Source organism: Pseudoalteromonas sp. SS15 (assembly GCF_049257195.1).
Classification (GTDB): domain Bacteria; phylum Pseudomonadota; class Gammaproteobacteria; order Enterobacterales; family Alteromonadaceae; genus Pseudoalteromonas.
Map to the genome: position 1 here is coordinate 128115 of NZ_JBMMUD010000006.1, position 18667 is coordinate 146781.

The 18667-nt window shown below is 41.7% G+C and carries 14 protein-coding genes; 5 read left to right on the forward strand and 9 right to left on the reverse strand.

Annotated features, from left to right (window positions below; translation table 11 throughout):
- Positions 1 to 92: 92 nt before the first annotated feature.
- Positions 93 to 983: a LytTR family DNA-binding domain-containing protein gene (locus AAEU28_RS13765; protein ID WP_421964655.1), complete on the reverse strand. Its 891-nt coding sequence runs from the start codon at positions 981 to 983 to the stop codon at positions 93 to 95.
- A gap of 105 nt (positions 984 to 1088) precedes the next feature.
- Between AAEU28_RS13765 and AAEU28_RS13770 the strand changes: the two genes are divergently transcribed.
- Positions 1089 to 3161 carry a TonB-dependent receptor plug domain-containing protein gene (locus tag AAEU28_RS13770; RefSeq protein WP_421964656.1) on the forward strand — a complete coding sequence of 691 codons (2073 nt, stop codon included), beginning with the start codon at positions 1089 to 1091 and terminating at the stop codon, positions 3159 to 3161.
- 340 nt (positions 3162 to 3501) lie between these two features.
- Here AAEU28_RS13770 and AAEU28_RS13775 read toward each other — a convergent pair whose 3' ends face one another.
- Genes AAEU28_RS13775 through AAEU28_RS13785 form a run of 3 tightly spaced genes read right to left on the reverse strand, consistent with a single transcriptional unit; the run spans position 3502 to position 4700 of the window.
- Complete coding sequence (locus AAEU28_RS13775) at positions 3502 to 3702, reverse strand: 2-hydroxymuconate tautomerase family protein (RefSeq protein ID WP_421964657.1); 201 nt, start codon at positions 3700 to 3702, stop codon at positions 3502 to 3504.
- A 12-nt stretch (positions 3703 to 3714) separates the two neighbouring features.
- Entirely contained in the window at positions 3715 to 4092 is a 378-nt protein-coding gene (locus tag AAEU28_RS13780) for a nuclear transport factor 2 family protein (RefSeq protein ID WP_421964658.1), read from the reverse strand.
- A complete protein-coding gene (locus tag AAEU28_RS13785) occupies positions 4092 to 4700 on the reverse strand; it encodes a glutathione S-transferase family protein (protein ID WP_421964659.1) in 609 nt (202 codons plus the stop codon). The genes AAEU28_RS13780 and AAEU28_RS13785 overlap by 1 nt, the downstream gene beginning before the upstream one ends.
- Before the next feature lie 111 nt (positions 4701 to 4811).
- On the opposite strand from AAEU28_RS13785, the gene AAEU28_RS13790 reads away from it, so the two are divergent.
- The 4 genes from AAEU28_RS13790 to AAEU28_RS13805 all read left to right on the forward strand — a co-directional run bounded on the left by AAEU28_RS13790 (position 4812) and on the right by AAEU28_RS13805 (position 10491).
- Positions 4812 to 5708, forward strand: coding sequence for a LysR family transcriptional regulator (locus AAEU28_RS13790; RefSeq protein ID WP_421964660.1), 897 nt, complete (start codon positions 4812 to 4814; stop codon positions 5706 to 5708).
- A 509-nt stretch (positions 5709 to 6217) separates the two neighbouring features.
- Complete coding sequence (locus AAEU28_RS13795; RefSeq protein WP_421964661.1) at positions 6218 to 8110, forward strand: alkaline phosphatase PhoX; 1893 nt, start codon at positions 6218 to 6220, stop codon at positions 8108 to 8110.
- A gap of 55 nt (positions 8111 to 8165) precedes the next feature.
- Positions 8166 to 9803 carry a hypothetical protein gene (locus tag AAEU28_RS13800; protein ID WP_421964662.1) on the forward strand — a complete coding sequence of 546 codons (1638 nt, stop codon included), beginning with the start codon at positions 8166 to 8168 and terminating at the stop codon, positions 9801 to 9803.
- 4 nt (positions 9804 to 9807) lie between these two features.
- Positions 9808 to 10491, forward strand: coding sequence for a manganese efflux pump (locus tag AAEU28_RS13805; RefSeq protein WP_421964663.1), 684 nt, complete (start codon positions 9808 to 9810; stop codon positions 10489 to 10491).
- Positions 10492 to 10786: 295 nt separating this feature from the next.
- Here AAEU28_RS13805 and AAEU28_RS13810 read toward each other — a convergent pair whose 3' ends face one another.
- The 5 genes from AAEU28_RS13810 to brnQ form a co-directional block, all read right to left on the reverse strand.
- Positions 10787 to 13126 (reverse strand): TonB-dependent receptor, encoded by a 2340-nt coding sequence (locus tag AAEU28_RS13810; RefSeq protein ID WP_421964664.1) that lies wholly within the window; start codon positions 13124 to 13126, stop codon positions 10787 to 10789.
- A 203-nt stretch (positions 13127 to 13329) separates the two neighbouring features.
- Positions 13330 to 14100: a substrate-binding periplasmic protein gene (locus AAEU28_RS13815; protein ID WP_421964665.1), complete on the reverse strand. Its 771-nt coding sequence runs from the start codon at positions 14098 to 14100 to the stop codon at positions 13330 to 13332.
- 141 nt (positions 14101 to 14241) lie between these two features.
- Entirely contained in the window at positions 14242 to 14646 is a 405-nt protein-coding gene (locus AAEU28_RS13820; RefSeq protein WP_421964666.1) for a hypothetical protein, read from the reverse strand.
- 144 nt (positions 14647 to 14790) lie between these two features.
- Entirely contained in the window at positions 14791 to 17031 is a 2241-nt protein-coding gene (locus AAEU28_RS13825) for a DUF5916 domain-containing protein (protein WP_421964667.1), read from the reverse strand.
- Positions 17032 to 17170: 139 nt separating this feature from the next.
- On the reverse strand, positions 17171 to 18460 hold the full coding sequence (brnQ, locus tag AAEU28_RS13830; protein WP_421964668.1) for a branched-chain amino acid transport system II carrier protein: 1290 nt from the start codon (positions 18458 to 18460) through the stop codon (positions 17171 to 17173).
- Between the last annotated feature and the right edge of the window lie 207 nt (positions 18461 to 18667).

Here is an 18667-nt window from a genome sequence, read left to right on the forward strand (position 1 = left end):
TGAATTTAACTATCTCAGATGTACTAGCTCAGATTTGATATTATCAAATTGAACTTGGCAATCTCAATGTTTGATTAGTGCCTATAAGGGCACTATTCAAACCACTCCTTCACCTTCTTCATATTCGCTCGACTCACTGGCACTTTATCTTGATTCGATAACACCAACTCGCCTTCTCGATTCTTCCTGAGTAATTTTTTTGCATGAGTTGGGTTTACCCAATAACTGCGGTGGGTTTGTCCTGCGCCGAGTGTAGAGTCGATGTTTGAAAGTGCTTCAATGGCATCTTTTAAGTTGTATAAAATCAGATGTTGTTCTTGCTCAGTAACGACTTTTAAATAATGCAGCTCTGCTTTTAGGCAAATGAGTGAGTCTATGTTGTCTATTTTTGCGATTTTTAAAAAGTCATGCTCTGGCTGTGTAGCTGAATTGTCTTGTGGATCAACTGTAGGCTCAGTAGTTTCATAATTAACTGTTACAGGATTAACCGTCTCGATTTTATTTTTATTAGTAATATTATCAGTGGTTTGAGTTGTTTTTTGTGACGAGGAAGTCGTGTTCTCAGAGCGTTTGATCTGAAAGCCACTTAGCCAAGGCAGGTTTATTGCCACCCATGAAATGAGTGCCGCGGGTGCCATATTTTGCCACTCTTCAAACAGGGCATATAAGGTATACGCGGTTTCATGCTCTATATATACGTCGCGCAATAAAGAAAATGGCACATAAATAGTCACTGCAATCACAGAGCTGATGGCCAGTTTTACAATATCGTTTTGTCTTGCTAATACGCCTTTCATTAAGGTGTGTGTGGCAATAAAAAACGCCAAACCAGAGAACACTTGTACCTGCCAAACGACAAAATTTAGCCAATTCGGTAGTGCATTGTCATCATCTGAGATACTTAAAAGGCATGCTAAAAAGAAGCCAATACAAGCAAAGTAGCGCCAAGGGCTAATGGAACCAATTGGAAATTGCCCATTCATACAAAAAACCGCCCATTCATACATAAATCAATGGCTTAATTAAACCAGAAAGCAACAACAGCGTAAATTACTGTCATTAAATAAACGCATATTGAGGATGCAAAAATGACTTTTATTAAATCCACCTTAGCTGTTTTAGTTGGCGCCCTTGCAACAAACGCTTTAGCTAATACGCAAAATAACAATGACGATGACAAAGCAAATATAGAAAGTATTACTGTAGTGGCTTCTAAGCCTGACGGCATAAAAATCAGTTCTGGTAAGTTATTGTCTCTACCCGGTACGGGTAACGACCCATTAAAAGGGCTTGAAGCATTACCGGGTGTGGTATTAGCAACGCCGAGTACTGGCGGCCCAGTTGCACAACCGGCCATTCGCGGCAGCTCTGTAAGTGATAATTTATACCTAACTGACGGACTTGAGATGGGCTATGTGTTTCATAATGATGGGATCAGTGTTTACAACCCCTTGTTGATAGAAAGCTTTGAGTTAAAAACAGGTGCATGGTCGAGCCAATATGCCAATGCAAATGGCGGTGTGATTTTAACTGAGCTGAGAGATCCCGACGCAGATAACCCAACCAATGTTTTAGATTTAAGTTTCTTTAGAAGTGGCTTTTTGTATGAGCAAGCCATTGCAAATAATGCGGCTTTTTACGTGTCTTTTAGAGAAAGCTTAGTGCATACCTATGTCGATAACTTTATTGAGGACGAAGACTTTTCTTTTGCGGTGCCACCTCGAAATCGAGATTATCAAGCGAAGCTGATTTGGGATTTAGACGACAACAATGTGATCAGAGCGACCGCCAATGGTGCGAAAGATTATATCGAAATTGCCTTTGATGCGGATGGCAGAGACATAGGCAAAAACCCAGATTTGGCATCGGGCGAACGTTATCAAACGTATTTTCATAGCCAAGCAATCAGTTGGCAGAATTTTAATGGTGATTTCGAAACCACCACTAGCTTAAATTTACTGACGCAAAATCAACAAGAGCGAGAAGGGGATGTGTTTCGTTGGGATGCAGACATCACCAAAGTGATTTTAAAGGCTGACAGTCAGTATCAAGGCGAAGACGTTGACGTGCTATTTGGTGCCAAGGTGCAATCGACAGAAGTCGATTATGTCAGTAGTGGGCGTCTATTACCTTGTAACTTAGAGTTTGAAGTATGCCCGCCGAGTTATTTTAGTGATATGTTTGCCGAAGAAGGCACATTAAAATTTGAGCAGTATCACGCTTATGTTTCGGCGAACGGAGATTTAAGTGCAAATTGGGACTACCAAGTGGGGGTTGCGCTACTTGGCACTAATAACAACAGTCAAACTTATCTGGAGCCACGCGCACGTTTGGGGTATCGCTTAAACGACGCACATAAATTGAATTTAAGCGCTGGTATACACCATACATTGATTGATGATTATCAATACCTTATCGAAGGCTATGGTAATACAGAGCTCGAGGCCAGTGAGGCAACCCATATTGTACTCAATCTTGAATCGACCCTTGATGACGGGTTAAGTATGAAAACAGAGCTGTTCTATAAAGCGCTTGATAACCTAGTAGTCGCAAACCCGAATGCGCAAATGCGTTCGTTAGACCAAGATGTGTCTGGTTTTACTCGATTTGAAGATGTCGCCAGTGGCACAGCTTATGGTATTGAGCTTTTGGTTAATAAGCAGCTTTCAGATGACTGGTTTGGCTGGGCGAGCATTGCCTACAGTAAAACTGAGCGAGACAACCCGTTGACGCAGCAAAAGTTTAACTCTGAATTTGATTTGCCTTGGGTGGCAAATATTGTACTTGACTATAAGTGGGACGAAAACTGGCAAATAGGCGCGAAATGGCGTTTCCAAAGTGGCCGAAGATACACGCAAGTAAACTCTGCAACGCCTTATGTTGAACCGAACAGCGCGGCCAACGAGCCATTATTTTATGTGCCAAACTACGGCGAGTTTAACGCCGAGCAGTGGGGTAACTATCATCGTTTAGATATTCGTGCTGACTATAAAACCGAGTGGTTTGGTCTCGACACCAACTTGTATATTGAAGTGTTAAACGTGTATGGCTCAAGAGCAGTGCAAGAGCTTGAATATAACGCGGCCTACACTGAGTTTGAAAAAGACTATCAATTTCCAGATATGCCACTGCCATCAATTGGTATTAGTATGACTTTTTAAAGACAGCTGTCATTTTGAAAAGGTGTTTAAAAGAGGCTTAAAAGCCTCTTTTTTTATTCTGTTAAAGTCAGTAAATATCTCACTGCCCATGCATTTTTTATTGCTTATTCAATTTTAAAATACCGTTTCTAAAATGACGACTTTCATAGACATTACGTAGATCATATAGGTAATTTGATGGGTATTGATTTAGACCCTGACGAAAATGGCACCGCAGATCAGGTCATCGTTTACGGTAGACATGATACTAATTAAAATCATATAAACACCCAAACTAAGACAGATGAGATTGGGTGCCTTTGTTAACCTTCTTTTTTCAACAGTTGTGTGGTTTTACCTTTTATCGCTTTTGCCGAAGTGTCGTGACTGAGTCATAACCAATTCCCCAGTTGTCCGTCTTAACCTCTTCAATCAGGACAAAGGTAGTGGCAGGATCTTTATCTAACACACTTACCAATAACTGCGTGGTGCCAGCTATAAGTTGTTGCTTTTGTTCTTGGGTAACGCCTTCGTCGGTGATTTTAATATTTACGTATGGCATGGTTTATCCTTTCTATACAGTTAAAAATGGATTTGTGGCGTACTGTTTTGTGACAATTTGCCACTTGTCGTTTTCTCGCAAGAAACCCAAAAAGTCGATAAATTGGTGACCAAGCAGCGGACAACTGACTTTGGCAAAGGCTTGTTCGCCCAACAGCTCGACTGACAAAATTTGATAGCTAAACGGGTGGCCAAGTTCTTGTGGTACAAGGCGGTTTGCTACAAGAGTCAACCATTCATCTTTAGTGCGTCGAATACCTGGCGCGTAAAGCTGCGCGGTTGGATCAAATAAGCTATCGAGTAGTGCAATGTCAGCGCTGTGGAGCCCTTTAAAATAATCTAGGATCATGCCCTCAATGATTTCTAACGAGGATTTTAATGAGTCGTCCATTATGCTGCCTCTTGCTCGGCTGCGATGGAGGCAACAAAACTAGCACGCGCACGGACTTGATCAACTAGCGCTTGGGTCTTAGGGCCAATTTCAATTGCAACATCAAAATATTGGCCCCAGGTTTCATAAACACTCAACAAAATATCGGCAGGCGTAAGTTGATCTCCTGCAATATAAGGTTGTTCTTCTAGTGTTTTTTCAACGTGCGCCCACGCCTTATTGATGTCGTCTGCCGCAGTTTGGAGAGCTTGTTGTTTGGCTTGTTTATGTTCGTCGCCAAGTGCTCGCGTAATGAAAAACAATTTACTGTAAGCCGGGTGCACTGATGCATTAGCAAACATCAGTTGTTGCACTGCCTTGTCCTTTGCTCGAGGATCGTTTGGTAGTAAGTCATTAGGGTGACGTTTAAGCAAATGTAAAATGATAGCTGCGCCTTCGGTGATTATATTACCCTCTACACCGAGCGCAGGTACTGCACCTAATGGGTTGATATAAAAATAATTTTCTACAGAATGACGATTAACTAATTGGAACGGCACATTCAGTTCACGAAGGATGACTTGAGTTGCTAAAGAACAGGTGCCAGGTGAAAAATAAAGTGTGTACATAAGAACCTTGGTTTGTTTTGTTGTTGAATTAGATACACTATAGAACGCAAAATTGGTGTGATATATAGTCATAATAAGCCCAGTCTTTTTCCAATAAGGAAACAATTAATCATGGATAAATTAAAGGCGATGTATTTGTTCGTACGCGTTGCGGAGCTTGGTAGTTTTTCTCGAGTCGCAGAACAAGTAGGCACTAGCAAGTCGATGATCAGCAAGCAGATCAGTGCGTTAGAAGAAGCCCTTGAAGTACGCTTATTACAGCGTTCTACTCGCCGTTTACAACTTACCGAATTAGGAGAAGAGTATTTGCAGCGCTGCCGGGATATATTGAAACAAATTGAAGACTCGGAATCGCAGTTACAGGCGTTTCAGCATACCGTAAAAGGGCGTTTGAGATTGAATGCACCGATGGCGCTGGGTCAAACGGTGCTCGCTCCTGCACTGGCAGCATTTATGAAGCAGTACCCTTTAATTGAACTTGATATTGAGTTTAGTGACATGGCTCAAGATTTACTTGAACATAACTTTGATGTGGGGCTGCGAGTCGCGAGTCGTGAGTTTGACTCGGCCTATGTGGGTAAAAAAATCACCGAGTTTACCTATAGTATTTGTGCTTCACCTAGCTACTTAGCTGCGCATCCAGAAATCAAAACACCGTCTGATTTACAATACCATCACTGCTTTGAGTACAGCTACTTTCGCCACAAAAATTACTGGCCAGTGGGTAAAGAGCCTGTGCAAATTAATGGGCCATTAAAAGCAAACAACTCAGTGTTTTTACTAGACATGGTTAAGCAAGGGCTAGGTATTGGTTTTATCCCGCGTTTTATTAGTTCCGGTGCGCTTGCCAAAGGCGAGGTGGTTGAAGTGCTTATCAATGACTCAAAGCCCATTATGAATTTGCTTGCGCTGTATCCTGTGCGACAGCACACGCCACCAAAGGTACGCTATTTTATCGAGTTCTTAGTTAATTGGTTTAATAACCATGCACTTGCAGACCCTAACTAGACTTTCACTTTTTAAGTCAAGAGATCTGTATTGCTTAGCTTTGTAAGCGCTTAGAAACTAATTGGTGACCTTTTAGCTTGCTCATTTTGTGAAGTAATACTGACCCTAGACATAGAAAACCCTAGCTCAATGGTTCGCTCTCATGTATGAGGTAATTTGAAAGGTAAATCAACAACTCTGACCCCATTGATTCCGACCCCATTGATTCCACCACTGCCATCAATTGGGATCAGTATGACCTTTTAAAGACACCTGTCATTTTGCAAAGGTGTTAAAAAGAGGCTGAGTTGCCTCTTTTTTTATTCTGTTAAAGTCAGTAAATATCTGGTCTTCCATTTGTTTTATGTTGCTTTTCTAATAAAGAAATACACTTTTCTTAGATGACGGTTGTAATAGAAATTGCGTATTTAAGTCATTGAAATGTCAATTTTATTTAGCCTAACTTTAAAATAGAGCCTCTATTCTAGCTTGCGTTTTAAACCCAACAAACAACGTAGCAAGGTAAAAAAATGAAAACGAATGGATTAAAGCTCAGTGCGCTCACACTCAGTGTTTTGGTTGCATTATCGGGTTGTATCGACGGTGATGACGGTGCGCAGGGCGCGCAAGGTCCACAAGGTGAAACGGGTCAACAGGGTGTGCAAGGTGAAGTAGGTGAAACTGGTTCACAAGGTGAGACTGGCGAAACTGGCGCACAAGGTGAAGCAGGCGAAAATGGTCTTGATGGCACAGCTGGTAAGTTAACACGTTTAGCAACAGTGCCTACTGGTGCTGAAGTAACGGGTATCTTCTTAACGAAAGAAGGCGACCTGTTCTTCAACGCGCAACACCCTTCTGATAGTAATGTTGAAAAAGATGATTTAAACGATAAAACATACCATACAGGTACTGTAGGTGTTCTTGCTGGTGTTAACTTTAATAAACTACCAAAAACATTGGTTGATTCTCCTGTACCTTCAAGCGAGAAAGAGCGTCAAACAGTGATGTCGGCATATGGTCAGTATCAAATTCTTGGTCAAACTGGCGATACTTATGCGGGTAAATTGCCGTCTGGTTTAGGTCATATCTACTCACATCAAGATAATCAGTTAATTCTAGAAAACGATATGCCTGATTTTAATGGCTTTATTCCTACAGGTGAGGGGAAAGGTTATTTGTTCACTAACTGGGAAATGTACCCAGGTGGTATGAGCCGTTTAGCATTAACTAAAGATGACAAAGGCATGTGGTCAGTTGATGATGCCATGATGCTTGATTTTAAAGGTGTTCACGGCACGGCAGCAAACTGTTTTGGCTCTGTGACGCCATGGAATACACCACTTACTTCAGAAGAGTGGATTGTTGACACATCGGTTAATTCTACAACGAGTGCAAGCTGGAATAATCAGTCTGAAATAGACTCAAGTATCTTGGGTTACATGTGGAAATTAACGGCACCAGACGCGCCAAACCCATACCGTTACGGTTATATTGCCGAAGTACAGAAGCCTACAGAGGCTGAACCAGAAGTGGTTAAGCACTATGCATTAGGTCGCTTTGAGCATGAAAACGCAACAGTAATGCCAGATGGCAAAACAGTGTATATGTCTCAAGATGACACTGGCGGCGTACTATTCAAATTTGTTGCAGACACACCAGAAGATTTAAGTGAAGGCACGCTTTATGGCGCGAAGTTAACACAAGATGCAGGACAAAATGACCCTGCAACTACAGGCTTTAGTGTTGAATGGAAAGAGATTGGTCGTGGCGATAACGCTACAATCGAAGCTTGGATCGCTGACTTTGATGGCATTGGTACTGAAGACTATGTTGAAGGCGAAACCAGCTATATGACTTTGGCTGATGTTGAAGCGTGGAAAAACGGTGAGGCGACTTATCCGACTGTTGAAAACGGAGGTGGTAAAGTCACCGCAGGTGCGCCAATGGATGACAGGGTGGTGTTTTTAGAGTCTCGTCAAGCGGCAATCGCAAAAGGCGCAACTGCAGAATGGCGTAAGCTTGAAGGTATTTCGATTAATACTGATCGTGCTAAAGAAGCCATTGAAGGTGTAAATACCATTGCTGGTGAAGAAGTTACTGAAGCGTTTGTTTACATCGCGATTGCTGATTTAGATAACACAATGACAGATGGCAAAGGTGATATTCAATTATCTAACCGCGTAAAAGACTGTGGTGGTGTTTACCGAGCTAAACTAGAAGCTGGTTATAACATTAGCCGTATTGAACCTGTTGTGATGGGTTCAACTTTCCGTGGCTCTTTCAAAGATGCAACACGCTGTGATGTTAACCAGTTGTCTCAGCCAGATAATGTGATTGTAATGGATGATGGCCGCATCATTATTGGTGAAGATGGCTTCCAAGAAAACAATACATTATGGCTATACGAGCCAGTAAAGAACTAATCCAGTTGTAGCAGAGGTCGTCAGATCTCTGCTTTTTTCATCAGTGGTAATCATCATGCGAACACGATTAATTTGGCTTATATCTATAGCCACAGCACTTTTTTCAGCGTCATGCTACGGACATGAAAGTGCAACTGAGTACAAAAACACTAACACGCTCAAGGCGCTCGACTTTATTAAAAATAATGAAATTTATAATCCAGAGTCAGTGATCCCGCCTCAGTGTTATACTAAAACTGAAGGCAAGCATAACCCATGCATGGCCTGCCATCAGAGCTACCCCAGTTCTGATAAAAGACCCAATATCATGAATGATGGTGACTTGCAGGGGGACTATCAATTCTCTGATGAGGGCATGACAAACAGTTGGAAAAACTTATTTGTTGATCGCACCTTAAAAATAAAGGGCATTGACGATGCTTTTATCAAAAAATGGATCAAAGAAGATAACTACTCCGAATTTATACAAATTCACCCAGCACATCCGCAAATTAGTGCTGTCGCACTGAAAGATTTGGCGACTCCTGATAAAGCTTTTACACAAAATGGTCTTGCTGTTGATGGCAGCCATTGGGTGGCATTTAACTACAAACCATTTCCAAGTACTTTTTGGCCAACCAATGGCTCGACAGGCGATGTAATGATCCGACTAGATAAGTCGTTTAGGCAGTTGAAAGGTGAAGATAGCCTAGACGTGTATTTTGCCAATTTAAGCTTACTTGAAATGTCTATGAAGCGATTAGACAGCATCACAGTACCTGATATAGATGAAAGAAAGCTACAGGTCGATCTCAATGGTGACGGTAAGCTTTCTGTGATCACGACAATGCAAAAACGCAGTCATTATCTTGGTGACGCTAAGAAAGTGCCTTTAACCGATATGCTGTATCCACAAGGCACCGAATTCTTACATACCGTTCGTTACATTGGCGTTGACGAAAATGGCAAGCCATACAATGCAGAGCGCATGAAAGAAGTTCGCTACATGAAAAAACATGCCTTTAAGAATAATCGCAAAGTAGCGATCACCTATCACAGAGAGGCGAAAGAAAAAGAGTTTGAACAGCTCCCTCGCACAATTAACTTGCGCGAAAGGGGCATAGATAACGGTTTTAGCTGGACCATAAATGGCTTTATTGAAGATGAAAAGGGCCAGTTGCGCCAACAGCATTATCAAGAATTACAGTCGTGTAATGGGTGTCATAAAACCGTGGGTACAACCATAGATCAGACTTTTTCTTTTGCACGCAAAGTTGAAGGCGCTAAAGGGTGGGGCTACATCAATCTGAAAACGCAAACAGACACGCCTACATTGGGTCAACAGCAAGGTGAGTTTTTAACCTATCTGCAAAGAGTTGGTGGGGGCGATGAGTTCAGACAAAACAAAGAAATGCTGCGAAAGTGGTTCAATCACGATGGCTCGGTTAAAACAGCGCAGGTGCAGGCATTACCGAATATTTATGAACTCATCATGCCTTCAACACGCAGAGCGCTCGATTTAAATAAAGCCTATTTTACGATCATGAAAGAGCAAAGTTATCTGTTTGGTCGAGAAGCAACATTGGGTGTAGCCACGAATGTGCTTGAAAAAGTTGAAGATAATATGCCACCACTAGAAGAAGACTTCAGGTATGGCTTTGATATTCGACTTGATTGGGCGCAGGCTGAAAATAGCGAACCCTTAAAGGAGTAACGGTGTGGAGCTACTGCTTGAATTTCTTTTTGCCTGTTTGCTCATGGGTTTAGCGATTGGGCTAGATGTAGCCATAGTCACAGCACTTTATAGTAAACAACTGAGCGACAAGGCAGTGAAAGTGCGTTGGGTGGTGGGTGTAACTGCAACCCATACTTTGTTTCCGATGTTTGGTTACATGCTGAGTTATTTTGGTTTGAAATGGCTACCGAGCATTAGCCCCATTATTGGCTTAGTTGCATTCGCGTTTATTGCTTATTTTCTGTATCAAGAGTTGCAAGACTATCATGAAGGTGATGAGGCCAGCTTTACGCATAAAGCCATTTCATGGGCGTTGATCATCGCAGTGAGTTGGGATGCGCTTTGGTCAGGACCTGCGAAATCGGCGCAGATCATCAATTGGCCTGAGTCTCTGGTGTGGTTGTCATTTTTTGTGGTTGGCGGGCTTGTGTTGTTGTCATCACAAATCGGCTTATGGTTAGGTCGCTATTTGCTTGCTTCTCAGAAAGATCCCAAGGTGAATCGAGGTTGGCATTGGTTGCAATATTCGACCATAGCTTATTTCGGTTTGTTGGCTTTATTTAGATATACCTTTAATAGCCAGGTTCATGATGGCGCGATATTTATGTTGGCTGCAACACTGGTTGGCAGTTACGTATTTTATCCGGCGAGGCAAAGTAGAGACTAGTCTAAAGGCGGCTTTTACTCATGCAGGTTTTATGGGCAAGCTGCTTTTATTCACATGAAGTTTTTTATTCGCATGAAGCTTTTTATTCGCATGAAACAAAGGGGTTAGCGCAGTTCTGGCTACCCCTTTTATCTTTTGCAAAGGAAATAGGAAAATTCATATTTACAACTAGCTAGCCTGAAATTCAGGCCATAAAAAGTCAAAATCGCAACACAAAATGACTATTTGATCTGACTTTAATTAACTATAGACGAAGATATACAATCTCGCTCATTTATTGAGCTAATATCTTTATTTAAAACTGATATTGAATACTGACTCCCGCTTGCCTTGGTGGTGCGAGATAAAACTCTGCGACACCAAATGACGCCGTGAAGTCGTTTGAACCGATAACATGATATTTGTCTGTTAAGTTGGTAACAAACGCAGTGACACTGAGTGACTCGCTGATTTGATAGTTTGCAGATATATTCACCAGAGCTATGCTCTGTTGAGTTGCAAAAGGACTATTAAAAACGTCATTGTACACTTTACTTCGATAAGCCCAGTCTAGGCGAGTTGAAAGCTGCTGGCCATGGGATAACTCCCAGTTATATTTAACACCCATTGAGGCTGTCCACTTAGGTGTTTTAATCAGCTTGCTGTCTGTGGTGACTTCAGTAGCTGTACCAACATCGGTAAACTTGGCATCTGTATAAGACAAACTACCAGAAACAGTAAAACCGCTACCAGTGATGCGCTCAAACTCTATTTCAGCACCCTGAGTCTCAGTATTACCAACGTTATCGATAAATATTTCGACGCCGGAATCCTCGCCTGATTCTCCTCCTCTTAATTGCATGTCTTTGTGCTTCATAAAGAATGCCGTTGCATTTAATCTTAGGGTGTTATCAAACCACTGAGAGCGCATACCCAGTTCAAATGCGGTTAAGTATTCGGGGTCAAAAGGTCTGGCCGAAACGGGCGTATTAGCCACACCATTAAAACCGCCAGATTTGAATCCGCGGGACCCCGTTAGAAACAGCATCATATTGTTTGAAGCCTGATATTGAACACTGGCTAAAGGTGAAAATACCCGCCAGCTTTTTTCAATTGGACCTTCTGGGCTCGTATCAGTTCTTTCTATTGCGACAACTTGGGCAATATTTCGGGTTGTAATGACTTGCTGCTTTTTCTTCTCACGGGTGATGCGACCACCTAAAGTTAACGTCCATTGCTCATCAAAGCGATAATTACCATTGAAAAAGGCTGCGACACTTTCACTCTCAATGTCATTATTGAATGTGTTATCTAAGTCGAGTCCAATATTTAAGGGGTTACCAGCGCCTCCAATTGCTGTCGGGTTGCTTAACGGAGAGTCATCAAGTGGGCCGGGTATTGTTTCAAGGCCAAGATACAAGCCCTCGATAAAAGTAAAATTAAACAAATAGTGAATTTCTTCATCAATGGCGAACAGGCCTAGTAACCAATCGAACTGGCTACCGACACTGCCTGTTAAATTAAACTCCTGACTTGTTTGTTTTTGAGTTTGGTAGTCTCTGGTTACGCCAATATTAAACGAGTTATTGTCAAAATCACGACCATATACGGCTTCAAGGCTTCGATAGGAGCTAATCGACTTGAGCTTAAGCTGATCTGAGATATCCCACTCAATATTTGCTTTGTAGCCATATTGATTCAGGTGATTTTCGTTTTCATCAGTAGAGGCACTGCGAAATTTATCATCAAATACGGTCAGTTTAGGATAAGGGTCAATTGCTGGAGATACTTCAGCGATACGGTTATACAAAACAATGAGTGAAGCATCATCATTTTTTTTAGGGAGCACTGAGGGCGCACTGCCATTGTTTTGTAGTTGTCTATCGTAACTCAATTCAAAATTTAGCTGTTCTGATTGTTTAAAATTCAGTTTCGCAATGACATTGAGATCGTCTCGTCCGCCTTCTTTATCTCCATTCACACGAGTTACAAAACCTTCTCGATAGTTCTTCGACAAAGCTAAGCGTGCAGACACGTTATCAGAAATAGGAGAGTTGAAGATAACAGACGCATCTTTTCGGTTAAATTCGCCGATGGTCACCTGACCATTAAACTGTTTTTTGTCAGTGACTTTATTTGTGAACACATTAATGGCGCCGCCAATGGTATTTTTTCCAAACAGTGTGCCTTGTGGCCCTCTTAACACTTCGATGCGATCAATATCTAAAAAGCTGTAAATACCACCGGCTGAGCGGGCATGGTAAACACCATCTATATAAATGCCAACACTCGGATCTGTGGTTGGAATAGGATCCACTTGTCCAACCCCTCGCATGGTGATCCCCGCACAATGCGTACAGCCTGAGTTCTCGCCTACCGTGGTAATTTCAATATTGGGAATAAAGTAAGAGGCTTCTAATAAGTTGGTTAAGCTGCGCTCTTTCAAAAAGCGATTTGACATGACAGAAACTGAAATGGGAGTGCGTTGCAAGTCTTCTTCAACTTTTCGAGCTTCGACGGTGACATTGATTAGTTCACTCAGCGACAAAGAAAATAAGTCTATTTCCTCATTGCTATCAGCTACTACAGTGCATGGTAAACAGGTCAAAAATATAAAAGTCGCAACGCGAGTTTTCACTTTAAAAACGTAGTTCAAGGTAAGAGTCTCAACTTGAATAAACGATTGATTAAGTGTAGTTGAAGCGCCTTAGTTTTGTTGCGTAAATTTAAATTTTAAAAGGCCAAAAATGAGGGAGCCACAAGTTTTTTAACATTTTGAATGGGCTTGGATACCAAATAGGTGTTTATAGTGCAGTAATTTTCAACAGAGATGGGGTGCTAGCTCAGATTTTTCCAGCCTTAAGTGTTGGATGTCGTATAGCGATCAATAATTGTATTAATCTCTTGTTGAAGTAACGAGATTGCATTATTAATTTTGAGAATGTCTTGCTCAGAAAAGCGTTCACGATTGAGCATAAAGTGAATGGGGTTGTCATTGACTATATAAGGGTGAAGCTGAATGTTACCGCCTCGGTACGTAGAAAAGTAGTAAAGCCCTGCCATTTCATCTTCGACCAAAAATTCTACTCTTTTTAAATGCACCATGCTCATGCGCTGTTTAATGCTTTTTACAAAAGCAAATTGTGATTTGTTTTCTGGTTTTTGAAAGTGCCCATCAAATTCATCGCCGTAAAATGCCCCAGGGTTGATCACAAATGACATTTTTTGGTCGAACAGCGTTTTTAAGTCGTTGATTGGTTCAACGGGGAGGTGAGTGAATAACCGCATTCTTTCGCGTCGATACGGCGCTGTAAAAGCGGCGATTTTTTCTCTTTCGTGATTAAAACTTGATGAGGGAAGCGCGTCGACTAAGCCAATACTAAGTTCTTTTATGGCCCTGTCGGTGGTCGGCAGTCTAACAAACTCAACGCAGTAGCCCGCTGTTTGAAAGACTTTTCTGCTGATATCTATTTCAAGACCAAAGGCTCTGTCTTGTTGATACATAACATAAGGCGGCCAAGTTGCACCAATGCCTACGTGCACGGTTTTGTCTTTGGCACATTGCGCAAATAAGTTATGGCTGAATAAGAATAGGAAAAAGCAAACACTCAGTCGCAATATAAAGCTCATTTATCAAAAGCATGGTTATCACTGAGTATAGACAGAAATTAAATCGTAAGGAATGGCTTGGGGTGAAAACAAAAAGATAAGGTGTTTTATGTAAGCGCTTATCTTTTTGCTAAGAATATTCGGGCATTAATCGCTATAAGCTTATGGACAGGTTGACATATCTTTCGATAACTCACTGATAAAATTACCTGACTTATCAAGATAGCGATAAACCATGGTCACGCCATACTCTTTGAATGCTTTTAAGTCTTTATTGCCGCACAGTGGCTTTATTACTATGTCTTGAAGCAGTGTTTTAAATTGATTGGGATCTAATTGCTCGACACTGTAGTTAATCATAGTGTTGTTATAAATAATATGGCTGCTAAATGTCGCAACAGAGTCTAATCGTGTTTCTTCATCTAACATCACAGGCCCGTTTTTATTTAACATTGCTGCGGTTTTTGTAAGCTCAACTGATAAACTTCTTTGGTCAACCGTTGTTGTGGCAAAGCTGTTAGCACTAAATAGCAAAGAGGTAAGCAGGGCGGGTTTGAATAAATCCATTTCGTATCATCATTATTATTAAAAAATGAATAATACACGAAAATAGGGACTAAAATCTATGTCACAAGTTACTTTTGGTAGAGCAACACCCCCAAACCACTGACTGTTTATGAACAAGGTGATTTGGGGAATATAGCGTTTTTTTTAGAAACGATAGCGAATTTTCGCTACAAAGTTGTCGCCGGTACGATTGTCCCAGCCCTCTTTGAATAACGAGAAGTTGCTCTGATCTAAATCATCGATAGATTGTCCACCACGGCTATAAACCAAATAGATGTTAGAAAGCGGAGCAATCTCATAACGGTAGCGAATTTGTAGTCGCGTTGTTGAACGAGAAAAATCACTTACTTGGGCGTTGGCATCGTATAGGTCGCCATGCTTGTTAATGGCAAATAGGTTACCATTTTTACCCGTTACACTGACCCATTGGAAACGCACTCGAACTTCTTGCTTATCATCGATGGTGGCGTCAAAATCTAAGCTGTTTTCTAATTGCTTGTAGTCATAACGAGCAAGCTGGTTGTCAATCCAATATAAGCTTTGCTTTTGCTGCACAGCCCATAAACTCCATGATACTCGGTAGTTATCGGTGAAGTAGTAGCTTGGGTGATAGTGGAAACGACCGCCATCGCCTTCACGGTCATAACTTTGTAGACCAAAAGCGACATGGTGACGGAACTTGTTTTGGCTACCAAAGTTGTACTCAGTGAAAAACTCACGGCCTGAACCTAAATTAAAGTCGCCATTGCCTCGGGTTGTTCTGTCATCAAGGCCTGAAGACGTATAGTCGAAACGCCAGAACCAAAAGGCACTGTCTTTGTACTCTTCGGTACCTGTTATTCCCATTTCAGTTCTTAGATGATCGCCATCACTGTTGTGATCGCGCATAAAGTAACCTTCAACGCGGCGTTGCTTCAAACTGCTGCTTTCATCAAAATCGGTGAAGTAACGTTCGTTGTTATACCAAACACGTTGTAAATCTGAGCGTGATAAAAAGCCTAAATCATTGACTTGAAACTCTTCATCGTAAACCGTGAAGTTTAAACGTTGCTGCCAGTTATCACTGAATTTATGTACAAAGTTCAACCATGCGCCGTAGCCATCGACTTGACCTTTGTGTGTGTCAGAATCAACAAAGCTGCCGTTTACTTGTGCACGAATTTGCAATGTATCAGACACGTCAGTACGGTAATCGACACTGTGAACCTGAGACTCACGACCTTGTGTGGCTTTGTCTGCATAAGTCACTAAGTAGCCAACCTGAGAGTCATCAAAGCGGTGTTGGGCACGGGCAGTGGCAAACTTGTTTGATTCTTTATCGTTAAAATGGCCATCATCTTCAAAGACAGCCATCACGCCAAAGTCGTTATTTTGGCCATTCGAGGTGTATTTAACTGCGGCATCAATATCGCCATACACACCAATTCGGCGTGTATGCACTAGGCGCATTCCCGCATTACCTTGAATATCAAATAAAGCTTGGTTTTCGGTAAAGAAAGGGCGGCGCTCTGCAAAGAAAGTTTCGAATGGTGAAAAGTTAACAACTAAACCATCAGATTCGACCTGACCAAAATCAGGGTTTAATGCCACGCTCAACTGTTGGCTTGCATCTGGACGCCAGAAGATATCTACGCCGATATTGCTGTCATCGGTGTCGTTAAGCATATCGTTTTGGTATGTTGCAGAAGCGAAAATATCTAAAGATGAGCTGGCATGGTTAGCAACCTTAATTTGACTGAACTCGCGTAAAAAGTCAGGCTGACTCGATGAGGTTGGTGCATGGCTGTAGCTTCGGTTTGACTTAACATCATGACGGCGAACGTAAATGCCCATTTGACGATCGTCACCGTCGATTTTCGCCATTGGTGCAACGTTCCAAGGGATCAAATATTCAGCTACCCAACCGGTGTCAGTTTGGCTGGTTTTACCAAACCAGGTGCCATCCCAATCACTTTTGAAATTGTTATTGTTTTGCCAAATACCGTCGCGCATTGAACCACCATTTCCAAGCGCAAAGCCATAAGCGGTGTTTTTACCATTATCAAAGTCGATAATAAGTTCAATGAAGTCACTTTCTAAATCACTGTCACGGGCGGTTCGCATAGAGGTTTGCTCATCGAGTGCTTGCGTGGCAATCACGGCAACATGTATACCTTCTTCGCTAGAGAAGTATTTTACTTGAGTTTGCTTATCAGCTTGGGCAAGGGTGAATGGGCTGGTGGTTTTGTCTAAGTTGATGACTTGAGCGTTTTGCCATTGTACTTCATCTAGTACCCCATCGATTTGGGCGGCAAAGGTGGTCGGTAATACAAAAGCACTTGAAAGAGCGATGGCAACGGGGGAGCGCTTTAGCCATGTTTTAAGTGTATGTTTTATTTTTTTCATTTCTTTTCCCTGTTTTTGCTGGTGGCATTATATAGAGAAAAATCGAATGAAAAATGAGAAGGCCAACTTTTGCGTATATAAATTGTAAAATTATATTACTTATAGCAAATCGTTGGCCTTAGATTACTCGTTATGCACTTTAAGCAGCTGCTTGAGCTGTATTTTCTTTGCGTTGGAACAGCATATTTGCGACTGCAAAAACGACTAATGTTGGCACGATCCAGCCAGCATTGTATTGATATAAAGGTAGGTAATTTACAAATACGTTATGCAGTTGCTCTGGCATATTGCCAAGGATCTTGAGCGCATCAATGACACCGCCGGTGATTGCAGCTGCAATGGTTAAACTGTATACCAAGCCGTTGAACGGACGCTTTAAATAGAACAGACCCAATAAAATAATACTGATAGCAACAGGGTGAAGTACAACAACGAGTGGTAATGTAATAGCAATCAACAGGTCTAAGCCCAGATTAGCGACTAATGTTGTAATGGCGACAATCGTAATGGTACTGGTTTTGTAGTTAATGCTTTTGAAGTTTTGACTAGTAAACTCAGCGCAAGCACAGGTCAAACCTATGGCTGTAGTCAAACAAGCAAGCGTTACAATTACACCCATTAATAAGACGCCTGGCGTACCATAGATCCAATTCATGTAATTTGATAAAAGTGCACCACCATTACTTTCAACAATGCCGTAATTTGCACCCACAAAAGCAATTGCAATATAAACGAAACACATCGCAACACTAGAAATCAGCACAATTTTGATCAGGTTAGGCACAACAGGCGCATTAGGGGCCGCACTTTTAAGCGCATTGATCACTAACCAGCCGAAGCCAACAGCGCCTAACACGTCCATGGTCATATACCCTTCGGATAGGCCAGAGGCAATGGCGAAAGATTGGTATTGCTCTGCGGTGTTATCGAGTTGTCCGTGCGGGTATAAAAAAGCACTGATGGCGATAAATAACAGCATCAGTAATAAAACCGGCGTTAAGATTTTACCGATCCTGTCCATTAGTTTGCCAGGGCTAAGCGCAAAGAATAGCGTGGTTGCAGCCATTACTAAAGTGAAAGGTAACAAGGCCCAATCGGCGAAAAATGGTTTGGCAATAAATTCAAATGACACGCTAAATGTTCTTGGTAATGAAAATAGCGGGCCAATTGATAGAAACAATACACCCCAAAACAGTAAATGGCCTGCGCGCGGTAGTTTATTGGTAAGCGCTTCGCTACCGCCCATGTAGCCAATTGCTATAAGCGTTAGGGCAGGTAATCCCACAGCAGTGATCAAAAATCCGATAGTTGCTGGCCAGAAAAATTCACCTGAGCCTTGGCCTAATTGTGGCGGAAAAATAACGTTACCCGCACCTAAAAATAACGCAAAGGTCATAAACCCAAGCGTTAATAAAGAAGACTTTGACATGAAAACCTCGTAATAACCTGTCAGTCAATTGAGCGGCGCATTCTAGGGATTATTAGGGACAATGCAAATTTAGGTTGTGCGATTAAAAAATGCAGATGAGAAGGGAATCTAAACAAAGAAATAAATAAAAACGAGCAGGGAGCATAATTGAGGTTTTTTGCATAAACTATTTATGAATACCGGAAATATGATGGTTTTATTTTTTAT

Coding starts and splice junctions, on each gene's coding strand:
- AAEU28_RS13765 (WP_421964655.1), bottom strand. CDS start 983: ATGAATGGGCAATTTCCAATTGGTTCCATTAGCCCTTGGCGCTACTTT.
- AAEU28_RS13770 (WP_421964656.1), top strand. CDS start 1,089: ATGACTTTTATTAAATCCACCTTAGCTGTTTTAGTTGGCGCCCTTGCA.
- AAEU28_RS13775 (WP_421964657.1), bottom strand. CDS start 3,702: ATGCCATACGTAAATATTAAAATCACCGACGAAGGCGTTACCCAAGAA.
- AAEU28_RS13780 (WP_421964658.1), bottom strand. CDS start 4,092: ATGGACGACTCATTAAAATCCTCGTTAGAAATCATTGAGGGCATGATC.
- AAEU28_RS13785 (WP_421964659.1), bottom strand. CDS start 4,700: ATGTACACACTTTATTTTTCACCTGGCACCTGTTCTTTAGCAACTCAA.
- AAEU28_RS13790 (WP_421964660.1), top strand. CDS start 4,812: ATGGATAAATTAAAGGCGATGTATTTGTTCGTACGCGTTGCGGAGCTT.
- AAEU28_RS13795 (WP_421964661.1), top strand. CDS start 6,218: ATGAAAACGAATGGATTAAAGCTCAGTGCGCTCACACTCAGTGTTTTG.
- AAEU28_RS13800 (WP_421964662.1), top strand. CDS start 8,166: ATGCGAACACGATTAATTTGGCTTATATCTATAGCCACAGCACTTTTT.
- AAEU28_RS13815 (WP_421964665.1), bottom strand. CDS start 14,100: ATGAGCTTTATATTGCGACTGAGTGTTTGCTTTTTCCTATTCTTATTC.
- AAEU28_RS13820 (WP_421964666.1), bottom strand. CDS start 14,646: ATGGATTTATTCAAACCCGCCCTGCTTACCTCTTTGCTATTTAGTGCT.
- AAEU28_RS13825 (WP_421964667.1), bottom strand. CDS start 17,031: ATGAAAAAAATAAAACATACACTTAAAACATGGCTAAAGCGCTCCCCC.
- brnQ (WP_421964668.1), bottom strand. CDS start 18,460: ATGTCAAAGTCTTCTTTATTAACGCTTGGGTTTATGACCTTTGCGTTA.